Origin of the sequence: Blautia hansenii DSM 20583, from assembly GCF_002222595.2 — a bacterium.
Lineage (GTDB): Bacteria > Bacillota > Clostridia > Lachnospirales > Lachnospiraceae > Blautia > Blautia hansenii.
Window position 1 is genome coordinate 1730976 of sequence record NZ_CP022413.2, and the last position, 17060, is coordinate 1748035.

General features: G+C 38.3%; 16 protein-coding genes. 2 read left to right on the forward strand and 14 right to left on the reverse strand.

Features of this window, described 5'->3' with window-relative positions; all coding sequences use genetic code 11:
* Positions 1-38 precede the first annotated feature (38 nt).
* The 6 genes from frr to CGC63_RS08660 form a co-directional block, all read right to left on the reverse strand.
* Entirely contained in the window at positions 39-596 is a 558-nt protein-coding gene (frr, locus tag CGC63_RS08635; protein WP_003021087.1) for a ribosome recycling factor, read from the reverse strand.
* Between the two features lie 29 nt (positions 597-625).
* Positions 626-1321: a UMP kinase gene (pyrH, locus tag CGC63_RS08640; protein ID WP_009246224.1), complete on the reverse strand. Its 696-nt coding sequence runs from the start codon at positions 1319-1321 to the stop codon at positions 626-628.
* 114 nt (positions 1322-1435) lie between these two features.
* Positions 1436-2806, reverse strand: a complete 1371-nt coding sequence (locus CGC63_RS08645) for a sodium-dependent transporter (RefSeq protein WP_003021083.1) — start codon at positions 2804-2806, stop codon at positions 1436-1438.
* 94 nt (positions 2807-2900) lie between these two features.
* Entirely contained in the window at positions 2901-3923 is a 1023-nt protein-coding gene (locus CGC63_RS08650) for a nucleoid-associated protein (protein WP_003021079.1), read from the reverse strand.
* Between the two features lie 15 nt (positions 3924-3938).
* Complete coding sequence (locus tag CGC63_RS08655; RefSeq protein ID WP_003021077.1) at positions 3939-5501, reverse strand: putative ABC exporter domain-containing protein; 1563 nt, start codon at positions 5499-5501, stop codon at positions 3939-3941.
* Positions 5498-6202, reverse strand: a complete 705-nt coding sequence (locus tag CGC63_RS08660; protein ID WP_003021075.1) for an ABC transporter ATP-binding protein — start codon at positions 6200-6202, stop codon at positions 5498-5500. The genes CGC63_RS08655 and CGC63_RS08660 overlap by 4 nt, the downstream gene beginning before the upstream one ends.
* 161 nt (positions 6203-6363) lie before the next feature.
* On the opposite strand from CGC63_RS08660, the gene carB reads away from it, so the two are divergent.
* Complete coding sequence (gene carB / locus CGC63_RS08665) at positions 6364-9582, forward strand: carbamoyl-phosphate synthase large subunit (protein ID WP_003021073.1); 3219 nt, start codon at positions 6364-6366, stop codon at positions 9580-9582.
* A gap of 93 nt (positions 9583-9675) precedes the next feature.
* Here the strand turns inward: carB and ltrA are convergent, their stop codons facing one another.
* The 6 genes from ltrA to CGC63_RS08695 all read right to left on the reverse strand — a co-directional run bounded on the left by ltrA (position 9676) and on the right by CGC63_RS08695 (position 14812).
* Complete coding sequence (ltrA, locus tag CGC63_RS08670; RefSeq protein ID WP_003021071.1) at positions 9676-11088, reverse strand: group II intron reverse transcriptase/maturase; 1413 nt, start codon at positions 11086-11088, stop codon at positions 9676-9678.
* Between the two features lie 472 nt (positions 11089-11560).
* Entirely contained in the window at positions 11561-12526 is a 966-nt protein-coding gene (locus tag CGC63_RS08675) for a hypothetical protein (RefSeq protein WP_003021067.1), read from the reverse strand.
* 198 nt (positions 12527-12724) lie between these two features.
* Positions 12725-13327, reverse strand: coding sequence for a LysO family transporter (locus CGC63_RS08680; protein ID WP_003021065.1), 603 nt, complete (start codon positions 13325-13327; stop codon positions 12725-12727).
* A gap of 3 nt (positions 13328-13330) precedes the next feature.
* On the reverse strand, positions 13331-13615 hold the full coding sequence (locus CGC63_RS08685; RefSeq protein ID WP_022239886.1) for a hypothetical protein: 285 nt from the start codon (positions 13613-13615) through the stop codon (positions 13331-13333).
* A 71-nt stretch (positions 13616-13686) separates the two neighbouring features.
* On the reverse strand, positions 13687-14346 hold the full coding sequence (locus CGC63_RS08690) for an HAD-IA family hydrolase (RefSeq protein ID WP_003021062.1): 660 nt from the start codon (positions 14344-14346) through the stop codon (positions 13687-13689).
* Between the two features lie 4 nt (positions 14347-14350).
* Positions 14351-14812 carry an NADH-quinone oxidoreductase subunit NuoE family protein gene (locus CGC63_RS08695; RefSeq protein ID WP_022239887.1) on the reverse strand — a complete coding sequence of 154 codons (462 nt, stop codon included), beginning with the start codon at positions 14810-14812 and terminating at the stop codon, positions 14351-14353.
* 146 nt (positions 14813-14958) lie between these two features.
* Between CGC63_RS08695 and CGC63_RS08700 the strand changes: the two genes are divergently transcribed.
* Positions 14959-15630 (forward strand): HAD family hydrolase, encoded by a 672-nt coding sequence (locus CGC63_RS08700; RefSeq protein ID WP_003021058.1) that lies wholly within the window; start codon positions 14959-14961, stop codon positions 15628-15630.
* Here the strand turns inward: CGC63_RS08700 and CGC63_RS08705 are convergent.
* Together CGC63_RS08705 and fliB are read right to left on the reverse strand one after the other, a co-directional pair.
* A complete protein-coding gene (locus tag CGC63_RS08705; protein ID WP_003021056.1) occupies positions 15602-15907 on the reverse strand; it encodes a cysteine-rich small domain-containing protein in 306 nt (101 codons plus the stop codon). The genes CGC63_RS08700 and CGC63_RS08705 overlap by 29 nt on opposite strands.
* Positions 15900-17060, reverse strand: coding sequence for a flagellin lysine-N-methylase (gene fliB, locus CGC63_RS08710; protein WP_003021054.1), 1161 nt, complete (start codon positions 17058-17060; stop codon positions 15900-15902). Before fliB ends, CGC63_RS08705 begins: the two co-directional genes overlap by 8 nt.

Sequence of the window (17060 nt, forward strand, 5' to 3'; positions counted from 1 at the left end):
AATACGGAATTTGTATGTGCCCCTTCCTATGTTTTCTCTTATACAGTCAGAATTTCTTTTGACTTTTCTTCCACTGCTTTTTCGATTTCTTTCACAAACTTATCTGTGATTTTCTGAATTTGCTCTTCTAATTCTTTAATTTCATCTTCAGATACATCCTGCTTTGCCAGCTTTTTAAAAGCATCATTGGCATCACGGCGCACATTACGAACTGCAACCTTCGCTGCTTCGCCTTTTTTCTTAACATCCTTTACCAGTTCTTTTCTGCGCTCTTCTGTCAGCTCCGGAAGTACCAGACGAATGATTTTACCGTCACTGTTTGGATTTAAGTTCAAATCAGAAGATAAAATTGCTTTACTGATTTCTTTAATCAAGGATGCTTCCCAAGGCTGAATTTGGATCATTCTAGCTTCCGGAACTGTAATATTTGCCACCTGCTGAAGCGGTGTCGGTGTTCCATAATAGTCTACGGTAAGTTTATCTAAAATATGCGGATTTGCACGTCCTGCACGAATGGTAACCAGTTCCTTTGTAAGACCTTCCAAAGTCTTTGTCATTTTGTGTTCATATACCTGAATTCTCTCATCTGTTGCCATGTTTTCTTCCTCCTAATTTTAAGCTCCGACTATACAAGCACCTTTGTACCTGTGAATTTACCATGAGCAGTATTCACAATGCTGTTTTCTTCATTTAAACCGAATACCAACATTGGCATTTTATTTTCCATACACATAATAGAAGCTGTCATATCTACAACTGCCAGTTTCTTGTCAATGACCTCCTGAATGTGAACCTCATCATATTTCTTTGCATTGGGGTTTGTTTTCGGGTCGCTGTCATAAACGCCGTCAACAGCTTTTGCAAGGAAAATAGTCTCTGCTTCGATTTCAATGGCACGAAGTACCGTAGCTGTATCTGTTGAGAAATAAGGATGTCCTGTTCCCCCTGCCATAAATACAACCATGCCTTTTTCAAAGTATTTGTTTGCACGGTCTTTGGAAAACAGCTTTGTGAAAGCACCGCACTCAAATGGTGTGAGCACACTTGTCTTCATTCCTGCTGCACGGAAAATTTCAGAAACATAAATACAGTTCATAACTGTTGCCAGCATACCAATCTGGTCTGCCTTTGTTCTGTCGATGTTCTCACTGGTACGTCCTCTCCAGAAGTTTCCTCCTCCGATTACAATACCAACCTGAACGCCTTCTTCTACAAGTACCTTTACCTGTTTTGCAACTTCCATAACGGTAGCTTCGTCAAAACCTGTTTTTTTCGGTCCTGCCAAAGCTTCTCCACTTAATTTCAATAAAATTCGTTTCATTGTATAAGCTCCTTTATCTCTTAATTCCCGTAACGGCATAAAGCACCGCTTTTCTCTAAGTATACCTATAAAACTCTCCGATTTCAAGAAATTTTTCTGAAACTTTCTTTTCCTTTATTTTAATCCTGCAAAAAGACTCCAATATCCCTGAATGAAAATATAAAATACTACAATCGGAAGTACAAAAGTAAGGTATACTCTCATCTTTTTCGGGAAAGAAATACCTGCTCCCGTGTTGGCTTCCTTCAGGAAATTCTCCCAGCCCCAGCCGTATTTATTTACACAGAACAGCAGATAAACCAAAGAGCCGAGAGGAAGCATATTGTTGCTTACCAAGAAGTCTTCTAAATCCATAATCTGTTTTCCCAAGATTGTAAAATCGCTCCAGATTGTCATACCGAAGATACAAGGCAGGGATAAAACAAAAATAGCTACTCCGTTTATCAAAACCGCTTTTTTCAGACTCCAGTTCCATAAGTCCTGTGCAAAGGAAATAATGTTCTGGAATACTGCAATAATCGTAGATAATGCAGCAAAAGTCATAAATAAGAAGAACAAAGATCCCCAAAGTCTTCCGCCCTTCATTTCATTAAATACATTGGGAAGTGTAACAAATACAAGTCCCGGTCCTTCTCCCGGATTAATATCAAAAGCAAAACAAGCAGGGAAAATAATCAAACCTGCAATTAAAGCCACACTGGTATCTAAAATCGTAATATTGATTGCCTCTCCTGTAAGCTTTCTCTCTTTTCCGATATAACTGCCGAAAATAGCCAGCGCTCCAATACCAAGACTAAGGGTAAAAAATGCCTGTCCCATAGCTGCAAAGACTACCTCGGAAATTCCTGCATCTATCAGTTTTCTAAAATCAGGAAGCAGATAAAATTTCAGTCCCTCTGATGCTCCCGGCAGCAGGCAGGAATTGATTGCCAGTACCACCATTAATCCTAAAAGCACCACCATCATAATCTTGTTAATACGTTCCACACCACTTTGCAGTCCCATAGAACACACCAAAAATCCAATGACAACAATCACTGCCATCCAGAAAATCATAGTAGGCATATCTGTGGTAAGCTTTGCAAATTCAGCACCCACCCCGTCAGGATTAAGCCCTGCAAAGTCCCCCTTTATCATCTTTACAAAATATGCCAGCATCCAGCCGCCAATGGTAGTATAAAACATCATTAAAAGATAATTTCCCGCCATACCAAAGTAACGGTAAATATGCCACTTTGTTCCTTTTGGTTCAAGAACGTTAAAAGATGTTGCAATACTTTTCTGGCTTGCTCTTCCCACGGAAAATTCCATTACCATAATCGGAAGTCCTAAAACAAGCAAAAAGAATAAATAAATCAGCACAAATGCCGCACCGCCGTATTTTCCCGTGATATAAGGAAATCTCCATACATTTCCGAGTCCAATGGCACAACCTGCTGAAATCAGGATAAAACCAATCCTTGAAGAAAATTTTTCTCTTTCCATATTATGTACCTCTTCTTTTTTCTTTATCTCACCAAAGCGTTGATGTGCAACGACTTTACAGAGATGATTTTTTCAGGTAATTATAACATGGTTCTTACTTGCTTTCAATACTTCCGATATTTTTAATTAAAACAGAAATTGTCCCGTCCGGATTTGTGATAAATTCAATTTTATCTTTATTATTGTATTCTTCCATAGGTATTTTCAGCTCAATTCCCGTATCTGTCATCAAATGCTGCTTAGTAAATTTTTTTGTTGTCAGCGGATTTTGAGGTTCTATGGTATCTTCTGTGAGATTGTATTTTTCCAGCTTTTCCTGAACCTCTTCTTTCATCTGAGGGTGCTCCTTGAAAATTTTATCAATTACCACAGGCACCTCCAAGCCACCCTGTTCTGAAAATTCCTGATTTAAAATACTCTTTGTTTCCATTTGTACTTCAAACTGCTCCGAGTCATGAAAATACTTTTTCTGAACCTCAGTCACAGCTTTATTTACAATGGCAAGCTTTGTCTTAGAAGACAAAGAGCCTTTACACTTTAAAAAGTTCTGAGAAAAATAATTGGTCTTTACACCGTTTACATCATATTTCTTTTCCACCAGCCGTACATACTGAGGAGCCATAAGGTCAATCAAAGCCGCTTCGGTAAGCTTCTGCGTCTCTCCCGGAAGAATGGCCTTCTGCTTAATAATATCATTATTATTTCCCCAAGGGTCTGAATTCGTCAGATGGGTATAGGAAGTTTTATAGTTCATTTTCAAAAGTGCCAGATAACTGTGCTGCTCCACCTGATATTCCACCACCAGCAAATCCGCTGCCGGAATGTCAATGTTCTGGCTCATAAGAGTATAGAGCTCTCCCGCAATTTTTTGCGACACTTCCAAAAAATTCTCAGAGTTCCATTCCTCCACCAAGAGAAAAACAGATGACTCCTCTGTAAAGCTGCAATTTTTTATTTCATCACTGCTGTCAATTTTAAAAATATGACTTTTCAAAAAATCAGAAAAATCCGAACCACAGTCCAACAGCGTATCAGATAAGACCGGCATGCCAAGTGCAGAGTCTAAAATATGTACCACTGCCTGCTGAATTTTAATTTCTTCTTTTGATGCCAACATTTCTTTCGTTCCCTTCTATATTTCTCTCCCGTTCATCATGCCCTGACATGCAATAAGGATAATCGCTGATACAAGAAAATTCATCACTATGGTAACCACTGTAACGACTGCCTGAAAAACATACAAATCCTTTAATAAGAACCATGCCAAAAAACCTGCTCCTGTTGCAGGAATTGCTGCCAGCAGGATAATCAGCATACGAAGAAGATTTTCTAATGCCACACTTGCCTTTGTTTTCATAACTTTCGCAGCCCAAACCGTACCGGAGATAAAAATCATTGCATATCCTAACAGCATAAAGAAATATTGCAAAGTCGTCAAGACCGGCATCCGATTAAAAATACCTGCAATTAAAATTGCCGTACCGATTAAAATAGAAATTTTGAAATAAGCAGGCAAAACTACATAAATCAATTTTTTTAATGGATTTTCCGGTATCAGATAAATCTGATAATTTTTTAAATCACCCAGAAACTCGGTATCATTTAGCAGATTAAACAGCCATAAAATCATCATGTAGCTGAACATATAAAACCGTCTTTCCGCTATCATGAAATAACTAATAAGAAAATACACCACAATCACAAAGAAATCCTGTTTTCTTAAAAAACTGCCTGTTTTTTTCATACTGAGAATATTCTTATAGAAAATTGCTCTTGCGCCTTCCGGAAATTCTCCCCGCACCTGCTTTATCTTTCCTTCACTGCTGAGAATATTTCCTCCATTCGCCTTTACCCTGCGAACATAATTGCTGATTTCCTCTGCGTCCCGCACAGCCTGCTCCACAATATTTCTTGGGAAGGTCAAAAACAGGATTACAAAAACAGCATTAGCGAGCAGCAAAAGAGCCAGACCAATTATCATACCCATATACTCTTTTCCCAGAAAAGCGCTCAAAACAAGCTTCCCCCATCCAAAGAAGGGTACATAATAAAATTCTCTGCTTACGGCAAACTTTAAAAATCCATCTTCCAAATCGTAGCCTGCTGCCTGCATAGAAATAAAAAAAACTGCTCCTGCCGATGCCAGCACCAAGATTACTGCAATATAATTCCAAATCTTTGCTTTGGGCTTTACCAGGGTCCACATATAAATATAATCTGTCATCAGTAAAAATATGGAGCTGATTAAGAAAAGCACCAGCAAACATAACAGGAAATACGGAATGGAAAAATATCCGCCCATAGAAAGCAAGCCCATAAAGAAGCAGCCTATCAGCCCATAGCCTAATGCGCCTTTTAAAGTCTGTACTAAAATAAAAAGATTTGTCTGCGTCTTTGTATAAGGACCGGAAAAAAAATAAAAAGCATCCGTATCATACAAAAGCGCTTTTCGCTTACTCATTAACGACAGCATTGAAAAGAAAGCCGTAACACCAATGCCTGCCAGAATTGCCGTAGCAGCCTGCAAATACATGGTTTCCTTGTCATAAGGTACAGAAGATGTAAAAATCGTTCCTATCAGTATTCCATAGATTAAAACCGTAAAAATGACTGCCATACCTGTTCCTAAAGAAGAAAACTGAACTCTTACAGAACCTTTTATTTTTGTCCGAAACAAATAGAAGAATGAATTCATACATCTCCCTCCCTTGTAGTTTCAAAAAAGATTTCCTTTAAGGTTTCTTCTCCTGCATCTTTTCTGTCTATTTCTTTTACAATCTCTCCCCTGTTCATAATATAAGCCCTGTCCCAGATATCATTTACAATGTCAATAATGTGGGTGCTGATGAGAATTGCCGTACCCTCTGCACGAAGCTGCCGAAAAAGCTCCAACACTTCTTCAATACTAGCGGGGTCTAATCCTACCATAGGCTCGTCTACCAACAATGCCTTCGGTTCAATCATAAACGCCAAAATCATGCTTAATTTCTGCCGCATTCCTTTGCTTAGCTCTTTTGCTAATTTTTTTCTGTTTTCTGTCATTTTAAATGCTTCCAGATACTTATCTGCTATTTCTTTATAATTCTTTACACGATACGCCCTGCCAATAAATTCTATAGTTTCATCCACAGTAAGAACATCGTACAACATAGGAATTTCCGGTACATAGCTGAAACATTTCTTCGCTTCAATGGTATTGTTTGGATGACCACATATCAGAATTTCCCCTTCATAATTTAAAAGATTTGCAATACTTTTAATCGTAGTAGATTTCCCAGCCCCATTCGGTCCTAAAAGGATAGTAATCTCTCCTGGTCTTGCACAAAGCGAAACATTCTTTACTACAGGTTTTTCCAATACATTATACGATTTTGTCAAATTTCGAACTTCTATCATTTTTCTTCCCTCCTAGGCCTAATTAATTTAGCATAGTATAGCATAAAAGTTTTTTAGAGTAAAGAAAATCTTATTATTTCCTTGCTTAACGATTGCTCTTTATGCTATACTTTATTACGTATGTAAAGTCATAAAAAAAAATATATAAATGGAGGTTCTTTATGCCAAAGAGAAATGATATACACAAAATTCTTATTATCGGTTCCGGCCCAATTATCATCGGACAGGCGTGTGAATTTGACTATTCCGGTACACAGGCATGCAAAGCTTTACGTAACCTTGGCTACGAAATCGTACTGGTAAACTCCAACCCTGCTACTATCATGACTGATCCATCCACAGCAGATGTTACTTACATCGAACCTTTAAATGTGGATCGCCTGACTGAAATTATTGCAAAGGAAAGACCTGATGCCCTGCTTCCTAACTTAGGCGGACAGTCCGGATTAAATCTTTGTGAAGAGCTCTATCATGCCGGTGTTTTGGACAAATATAATGTAGAAGTTATCGGTGTTCAGGTAGATGCTATCAGTCGCGGTGAAGACCGTATCGAATTTAAAAATGCCATGGATAAACTTGGTATCGAAATGGCAAAAAGTGCACCTGCTTATTCTGTAGAAGAAGCTCTTAAAATTGCTGAAGAATTAGGATACCCATGTGTTATTCGTCCTGCATATACTATGGGCGGTACAGGCGGTGGTATCGTCTATAATGAAGAAGAATTAAAAAAAGTAGCTGCAAGAGGTATTGCCGCATCTATGGTAAACCAAATTCTTGTAGAAGAATCTGTAATCGGTTGGGAAGAACTCGAAGTTGAAGTTGTTCGCGACAAAGCAGGAAAGAAAATCTCTATTTGTTTTATTGAAAATATCGACCCAATGGGTGTGCATACAGGTGACTCCTTCTGCTCTGCACCAATGCTGACAATCTCTCAGGATTTGCAGGATCGTCTGGAGAAACAGGCACACGCAATTGTAGAATCTATCGGCGTAATCGGCGGTACAAACGTACAGTTTGCTCATGATCCGAAATCAGACCGTATCATCATTATCGAAATCAACCCAAGAACATCCCGTTCCTCTGCTCTTGCAAGTAAAGCAACTGGTTTCCCAATTGCTTACGTATCTGCATTATTGGCAGCAGGACTTACCCTTGATGAAATTCCATACTGGAAAGACGGTTCTCTTGCAAACTATAAACCATCCGGAGATTATGTTGTTGTAAAATTTGCTCGCTGGGCATTTGAAAAATTCAAAAGCTCTCAGGATAAACTGGGCACACAGATGAAAGCCGTAGGCGAAGTTATGTCCATCGGTAAAACATACAAAGAAGCTTTACAAAAAGCAATCCGTTCTCTGGAAAGAGGCTGCTATGGTCTTGGATTTGTAAAAGACTTCCACGAACTTACTTTAGATGAATTATATGCAAAACTTGAAAAACCAACCAGCCAGAGACAGTTCATTCTTTACGAAGCAATCCGTAAAGGCGCTTCTTTAGAAAAACTTCACGATATGACACATATCAAACTTTGGTTCTTACAGCAGATGAAAGAACTGGTTGATTTAGAAGAAGAAATTCTGACTTACAAAGGTAAAAGCCTTCCTGATGAACTTCTTATTCAGGCTAAGAAAGACGGATTTTCTGATAAATACCTTGCTATGCTTTTAGATATTGACGAATGGGAATTATTCAAACACAGAGAATCTCTTGGCATGGGTGAACGTTGGGATGCCGTACCTGTAAGCGGTGTAGAAGAACCGGCTGCTTACTACTACTCTACATATAACGGAGAAGATAAAGCTCCTGTATCAAACGGACGAAAAGTTATGGTACTTGGCGGCGGTCCAAACCGTATTGGTCAGGGTATTGAATTTGACTACTGCTGTGTTCATGCTGCCTTCACTCTGCGTGAATTAGGCTTTGAAACCATCATGGTAAACTGTAACCCTGAAACTGTTTCTACTGACTACGATACTTCTGACAAATTATACTTTGAACCTCTGACTGTAGAAGACGTTATGTCCATTTACAACAAAGAAAAACCACTTGGTATCATTGTTCAGTTTGGTGGACAGACTCCTCTGAATATTGCTGCTGAACTTGAAAAACGCGGCGCTCATATTCTGGGTACTTCTCCTGCTGTTATTGATATGGCTGAAGACAGAGACTTATTCAATGCAATGATGCACAAATTAGAAATCCCAATGCCTGAATCAGGAATGGCTGTCAACGTTGAAGAAGCTCTGGAAATCGCTCATCGTATTGGCTATCCAATGATGGTTCGTCCTTCTTATGTATTAGGCGGACGTGGTATGGAAGTTGTTTACGATGACAATATGTTAAGAGATTACATGGCTGCTGCTATTGACGTTACACCGGAACGTCCAATCCTTATGGATAAATTCTTGCAGAATGCTTTAGAATGTGAAACAGACGCTATCTCTGATGGCACACACGCATTTGTTCCGACTGTTATGCAGCACATTGAACAGGCAGGTATTCACTCCGGTGACTCCGCTTGTGTTATTCCTTCTGTTGAAATTTCTGAAAAGAATAAAGAACTCATCAGAAAATACACAACTGCAATCGCATGTGAAATGGGTGTTGTAGGTCTTATGAATATGCAGTACGCAATCTGCGAAGATAAGGTTTATGTATTGGAAGCAAATCCACGTGCATCCCGTACTGTACCGCTTGTTTCTAAAGTATGTAACATCAACATGGCAAACATTGCCACAAAGCTTATGACTTACGAGCTGACAAATGAACGTCCTGACGTAACTGCATTTAAGGAAAAAGCGCATCCATATTATGGTGTAAAAGAAGCCGTATTCCCATTCAATATGTTCCCAGAAGTTGACCCTCTTTTAGGACCTGAAATGCGTTCAACAGGTGAGGTGCTCGGTTTAAGCGAGTCCTTCGGAACTGCTTACTACAAAGCACAGGAGGCAGCAGGAGCAAAACTTCCTCTTAGCGGAACTGCTTTAATCAGCGTAAACAAAAATGACCGTGCACAGGCATTAGAAGCTGCAAAACAGTTTAAAGAACTTGGATTTGGCATTGTTTCCACAGAAGGATGTGCAAAATTCTTCAATGAAAATGGTGTAGAATGTAAGACTCTGAAAAAACTTCAGGAAGGCAGTCCAAATGTTTACGATGCTTTAGTAAGCGGAGAAATTGATTTAGTCATCAACACTCCTGCCGGAAAACAGAGTAAATACGATGACTCTTATTTAAGAAAAACAGCAATTAACAAAAAAATCCCTTACATCACCACAATGTCAGCAGCTCTGGCAAGTGCAACCGGTGTAAAAGCGATTTTAAATAAAGAGGCTCAGTCCTTAAAATCCTTACAGGAATATCACAAAACATTAGATTAATACGATATCATTCAATCGGGTAGGAGGTAAATGATTATTCTATTTACCGTCCTCCCACACCACCTAGCATACCGTTCGGTACTAGGCGGTTCCTTAGTTTTCACAAACTGTTAGATAGTAGTCAAGCATAGATGTATATCCTAGCCTGGCTACTATTTTATTTGTGATTACTGAATTTAACACCTGAGCCATCCTCCAGTATCCTTTTCTACTACAAGCAAGTTCCTTTGCTTTCCAATGTTCCATTCCTAATGCTTTCAGCATTCGATACTTTGTTTTAATTTTCTTCCATTGTTTCCAATAGACTGCTCGAATCCTACGCCTTGCCCATTCGTCCATTGTTTTAAGAAGTCCTTTCATATCTGCAAGTCTAAAGTATTCTACCCATCCTCGCACATACTCCTGGTATTTTCTTTCTCGTTCTGCATTGCTAATACCTTTGTTCCTATCAGTAAGCTCTCTGATTTTATTTCTCATCTTGACTACTGACTTTTGATGTACTCTGAATCTGCATTTGCCTTTGTATCTATAAAAAGTATAACCGAGATACTTGACTTTGCTGATGTGAGCCACTTCTGTTTTCTTCCTATTCACTTTCAGGAAAAGCTTTCCTTCAATAAACGGAATGATGTTCTTCAAGGTTCTTTCTGCACTTTTTCTGCTCTTACAGAAAATCATACAGTCATCTGCATAACGGACATATCTATGTCCTCTGCGTTCCAGTTCCTTGTCCAACTCATTTAGCATTATGTTACTAAGCAACGGACTCAATGGTCCTCCTTGTGGCATCCCGATTTCTGTACGCTCATACTTCCCGTTTGCTATAACTCCCGCATTCAGGTATTTGTGTATCAATGAAATCACTCTGCCGTCCTTGATGGTTCGTGACAACACCTCGATTAACTTACTCTGACATACGGTATCAAAGAACTTTTCTAAGTCCATATCCACTACATATACATAGCCGTCATTTACGTTCTTTTGGCATTGTCTTAGGGCATCGTGTGCCCCTCTTTTCGGTCTGAAACCAAAACTGTTCTCTGAGAACTGCTCCTCAAAGATTGGCGAGAGTTCCTGTGCGATTGCCTGTTGAATCACTCTATCAACAACCGTAGGTACTCCCAGCTTCCTGTACTCGCCTTTTGTCTCTTTGGGTATTTCTACCCTTCGAACTGGGTTGGGTTTATATTTCCCTCCCCTTATCTCTTGGATTAAGGTTTCTTGATTTTCTCTAAGGAAGGGCAGAAGTTCATCCACCTGCATACCATCGATTCCACCTTTACCTCTGCTTCTTTTGACTTGCTTATAGGCATTGTTAAGATTGTCTTTCCGCAAAATCAATTCCAAAAGATTGTTCGTCCAATAGTCTGTGATGACACCGCTCTTTTCAGTAATCTTAGAGTAGTCGAACACTTCTGCATACTCTCTCTGTTCCGCAGATACCATTTGCAGATAGTCCTCTATATGAAGTTGTCTGTTCTTAAATCTACTTTCAGTTACATTCATTGCTTGTGCCTCCTAAAGTTCAGTCCTTCGCCGATGTTTGCAACCATCGGTTTACTATGACCTCTGCTGACTTCTTGCCATTCGTTATTACTACAAGTTTCTTACTCTGTTTCCACTTGCTGACAAGACCTCCCTTGGTACCACACGCCACTTTCTCTCCATCTATCTGCCACATTTACTACAGTTAATTCCGAGTAGTTATTGGACTTCAGCTTGTTAGGCAGCCTTATCCTTAACTATAGCCTGATGTGATTTCTGTTCGTCAGACCAGAGATTTGCCTCCACCTTCCTTCAGATTCCCCTCACGTTAATCATAGTCTTGCCATGAATAGGACACCCTTGGTCTTGGCTGTATCCTTCCCACTACTAGGGCGGATTAGGAACTTTCATCCATTAGCGGCGTGCGCCGCAAGGCGCACCTAAAAAGGGAGTTATCGCCTTTAAGGCGATAACTCCTTTTTCTAGTTAGTAACTAAAAATTTTCCAAATAATATGCTTCTGCTTCATCCAATTCCTGAATATAAGAAGATATATCTTCATCTGATATTTCCGTATATACAACTTCATCTAAGATTGCCCGAGAATATTCATAGGGTGTCTCATAGGTCTTATCCTTTATTTTATCTTTTCCATTTTGAAAATCCTTGTACGTTTCAAGTGAAAGTTTATTTTTTGTCATTTCTTCTTTGATATAATCTCTACTCTTCTCCAAACATTCTTCCATGGTTGTCCCGTATTCTTTACAAATAGCTTCATATTCCGGATAATCTTCCTGTTTGTTAAAATCTTCCAGTATTTTTTTTATCCTTTCTTCCACTTCTTTTTCTGAAACTTCATAACCGGATTTTTTAGCATATTCGTATATCTTTTGATTTTCTATGCTACTTTTTCTCACTTTAGAAATGGCCTCTTCTTCTGCATCTCCTGTCTTCTCCATTGTATTTACAACGCCACTTGCAAAGGAAAATTTTGTATCATAAGTTTTAAAGTCTTTTCCTATTTCCAAAGTTCTTTTTAATACATCTTTGTCTATCCTTATCTCCCTTTTTACATCAATGTTAAAATCAATATCTACATAGTCCAGAATAAAATCTGCGTTTCCATAAACGTCTCCATTCTCTGTTTCCAGATACCATTTCTCACCTTTTGGAAAGAAATAGAAAATATCCTTTGTTTCATCTTCGTAGATAAAGGAGACAGGATAATAGTCTTCTCCTCTATGAGGTGCTTTCTTCTGGTCTTTTTCCGGCACAGCCCCTTCCATATTTTCAATGAAATCAGATAGCTTTTTATATTCTTCCGGTTTTGATCTTATACTTCCCATTTGAAACTTGGCTATTTTTTCTTCGGGAATTTCAATCTGTGAGGGTTCTTTTTCGCTGCTGCATCCCGCAAGCAATATTCCGCACAAAAAAATATATATACCATATTTCTTCATTCCTACCGCTCCTTTCTCCTTCTACTACACGACCTTTTTGTTATGTATATTATATCTGAAAGAAAGGCTCTACACAAGTAAAATAATTATATTTTAGAAATATAAAAGAAAAAGGCTGTCACATTAAGCAGAAATCTGGAATATTCATACATATTCTCGATATGCACGCACTTAACGCAACAACCTCTCTTTATTCATTTAAAATTTTAATTGATAACATAAAGGAATTAATACCGGTACTACCGCAGAGCATAAAACTCCATTAATTACCGATAAGACTACCGTTTCCTCATTTGTATATTTCATCATCATAGGAAGTGTGGTATCTTCACTTGTAGCCGCTGCCGGAGCAATACAGGAATAATAATTAAAGTGTTTTGCAATAAAAGGAATTGTAAAAAACGAAAAAATTTCCCGCATCAGATTGCTTAAAAAAGCAATACTTCCAAGCTGCGCTCCTGCCAGATTTCCTATGGTAACACCTGCGAGGCTGTACCACCCCAAACCGCTTACCACCGAAGTACTCTCTCCTACGTTATACTTTGTTACCATACTGAGAAGCACCCCTCCCAGAAGTGTTCCCACAATAATCCCCGCCGGAATAATCAATATTTTTACATGATATTCTTTTATCTTTTTAATAATTCCTTTGTGAAGACCAATGCTCATTCCCACGGAAAACATCAAAAGATATAAAACCAAATCCTTATTCGATACCAGTGCATCCAGTAAAAAATTCTGCACATCAAAAGTACCCACAAGGACACCTAAAACCAATGCCAAAACTGCTAAAATTACCATAAGTCAATCCTTTTCTTTTTTTCTTTTGTCATCCATAAAACGCTTTGTCAAAATAAATACCAGTATAACGGAGCATACGGAAGGCACAAGGAAAAACAAAAAACTTTCCCAGCCTAATGTAAAGAGCTTATCAAAAAAATTGTCGTCCTGTCCCAGCATAACACCCATGGAAAAAATCAAAGACAGCGTACACATAATCTGAAAAATCTCGTTTGCTTTCTTATATTTTGGAGACAAAAACTTGTTTCCAATACATATTCCGATACACATAATGACTAAAATCAGCACATTTCATCTTCCTTCCTTTTTACTTCTCAATGCGACAATTTACCACATTATAGTTTGATTGTCAAGTATTCTCAGACACCGAAAAGCTCCCCTAATTCCTTTGTGCTGTCAACGATTTTTACTGCTCCTGCCTGCTGCAATTCCTGAAAATCCCCATAGCCATAAGTAACTCCAATGCAGGAAATCCCTGCTGTTTTTGCGCCTAAAACATCATGATGACGGTCTCCAATCATGACTGCAGACTCTCTTTTTTCAGAAAATCCCAGTTCCTCTAAAACTTCTTCAATGACTTCTGCTTTTGTCATTTTAGGCTTTGTAATATCGCTTCCCTTTACAACCTGAAAATATGGCATCAGGGAAAAATGATTTAAAACTGTTTTTACCATAGAATCCGGCTTGGAGGATGCTACTGCAAGGATATATCCCTTCTCTTTTAACTTTTTCAATACTTCTTCGATTCCTTCATAAGGCTTATTTTCAAATATTCCAACAGGCAGATAACGTTCCCGATAGAATTTCACCGCTTCTTCCGCTTCTGCCTCTGAAAGCCCTGCATAAGCCATAAACTGCTCTAATAAAGGAGGCCCTACAAACACCTCCAACTTCTTTAAATCCTGTGCCAGCTCTCTCTTATTCATCTTTTCTAAAGCATACTGCACACACTTTGTAATTCCTTCCCCTGATGCAGTTAAAGTGCCGTCTAAATCAAATAATAATACCTGATATTCCAATGTTTTATCTCCTTTTTTCTAATAATGATATTACCTTTTCTTTTGTTAAATTGGCATACAACTCTCCGTCCAAAAGCATATTGGGAGAAGTTCTGCATTGCTTTAAACAATTTCTTGTAGTCAGATGAAAGCTTCCGTCTGCTGATATACCGTCTTTTGAAATGCCAAATTCTTTCCTTACCATATCTAAAATTTCCATACTGTTTTTGCATTGACAGCTTTTTCCTGTGCATAACACCATCTCATGCGCATAATCAGCTTCCTTCAAGCTGGGATAACGCTTAATAATACAAGATAAAACAGACGGCTTAACTCCCAACGCTTCCGCAGCCTCTTCCTGTACCTTCATAGTAATACACCCTTCTGCTTCCTGTATTTCTCGAAGCATGGCAACTATATTTTCCTGTTCCTGTGGATTTCTCTGTTTACTATAATAATCTATAATTTCTCTGATTTCTTCTTTCATCGCTAAAACCTCCATTCAGATATTTTTCCTCTATATTCTATCATGTCAAAAATCACCTGCCAATGCTTTTTCTTATTTAATTCTTTCTTGCTACATTTCCAAACTTCTGCTATTCTGAAAGAAAAAGATTTTAAAGAGGGATTATTATGATAAAAGCAATCATTTTCGACATGGATGGTGTTTTATTTGATACAGAAAAGATTATGAAAAAAGGGTGGGAAAAAGCTGCTGATTTACTGAATTTTTCTCTCACAGAAGACCGATTGAAACAATTAAGAGGAGGCTCTAGAGAGCGAAATTGTGCTCTTTTTCAGGAATGGTATAACGGCGCTGTCGATTATCATCAAGCCAGAAAAATCCGCAGCGACTACTTAAATGCTTATGTAGAAAAATATTCTGTTCCTCCTAAAAAAGGACTTTATGAACTGCTTTCTTTTCTAAAAAGCGAAAATATACCCTGGGGAATTGCCACCTCTACGGACAGAACACAGGCAGAACACTATTGGAAATTAGCAGATATCTATGAGGGAATTTCTGCTTCTGTCTGCGGAAATGAAGTTTCAAAAAGCAAGCCAAATCCTGACATTTTCTTAAAAGCGGCTGAAAAGCTTCAGATTTCTATTGACTCCTGTATGATTGTGGAGGACAGCATCAATGGCTTAAAAGCAGCAAAGGCCGCAGGAGGTATTTCCTGTATGATACCGGATTTAACCCCTTACAGCCCTGATTTAGCTCCTTTTTGCGACTATGTGTGTGAAGATTTAGCAGCCTGTATTTCTCTCGTACAGACTATTGGTTTTTCTTCGCCAACTCCATAATTTCCTGATATTTACTCATAATATAACCATAATTTTTTCTCTTGTGAGGCAGCTTGCAGGCACTGCAATCTTTTATTCCCTGCTCTGTATATTTAAAGTTGCCTCCGCATTTACTGCCTAAGGCATACAGAGGACAGTAGCAAAACAAACAGTTAAAATTCTGCGGATCTGTGGTTTCATGGCAAGGGAAAAATTCACATTTTTTATGATTATAAAAAGAATATTCTTTCCCTTCCCAATATGGTTTTTCCTGTTTTTCTTCCTTTTCTTTACTCATGCTGTTTCCTTTCCCTGACAAAAATACATCTTAAAGTTTCCGGCTTATAGTGCTTATCTAAGTCGAAAATTTCTTCCAGTAAGTTCAGATTTTCATCAGAATGTTCAATCTCTCTTGCATAGCGATAAGCTGTTTCCAATAGATTTTTTTCTTCTATTTGTCCTTCGTCTGCCGCCCAGCTCCAAAAGGTAATTTCTTCTATCCAGAAAACGGATATTACAGATAAAACACCCTTGGAATAAATCATATCGTCATAGACTGCACCGCAGAAATAAGTATACAGGAAAAACATCAAAAGCTGTTCTTTATAAATATCCCACTGTTCCTGTCCTATGGTATTTTTTATTTCAGCTTTATATCTGTCTCTCTTTTCCACATACCATGTTTCACCCTTTTGAAAAAGGTTATCTGCCGCCTTTAAATTTGTTTTCCACTCTTCTCGAAGCACTTCCAGTCTTAACAAATCTTTTCTGAACGCCTGCACAATTTCATAAAGATTACCTGAAAAATCTTCTGCTTTTTCCTGTAAGCACAACTCAATTTCTGCCATAAAATCTCTTTCAAAAAGTTCTCCCTCATCAAGAGCAGTCTGTAAATTTTTTGCTATTTTCAAGACACAGTACATTCTCTTTTCTATGGGAATTGTTCTGTTTTGCACAATGGAAAACAGCTTTTCTCTCACCTCTAAAAGACAGTCAAACAAAAGAAAATCAAAATCTTCAAAGTCTTCTTCACATTCTTCTTTCTCGTCCTCTTCTTCCAGAAACCTCACCGGTTCCTGACACTGCAAAATCATTTTTGCTGCTACGGGACAGGATAAGGACAGAGAAAATTCTCTTAAATTTTCAAATTCTTCAATATGTCTGGGATATAAACGGCAGGTGTCACACAGCGCATCTGCACCTAATTCCTTATAAATATCACAGAGATTTTCTGCATTTAAAAAGCTGCATCTCTTCTCATATTGTTCAAAAATCCCCTCTCTCCAGTTAATGGAATTCAAAAGACGAATACCAAAATCACCGGAGACATTACTGTATTTTTCTAAAGAATTTTCATCAATTACAATCTGCCAGCCTGCACAGCAAGTATCCGGACATTGCTCCGCTGTGCAGGAAAATTTGTCATAATAATGTGGTTTTCTATAATACAT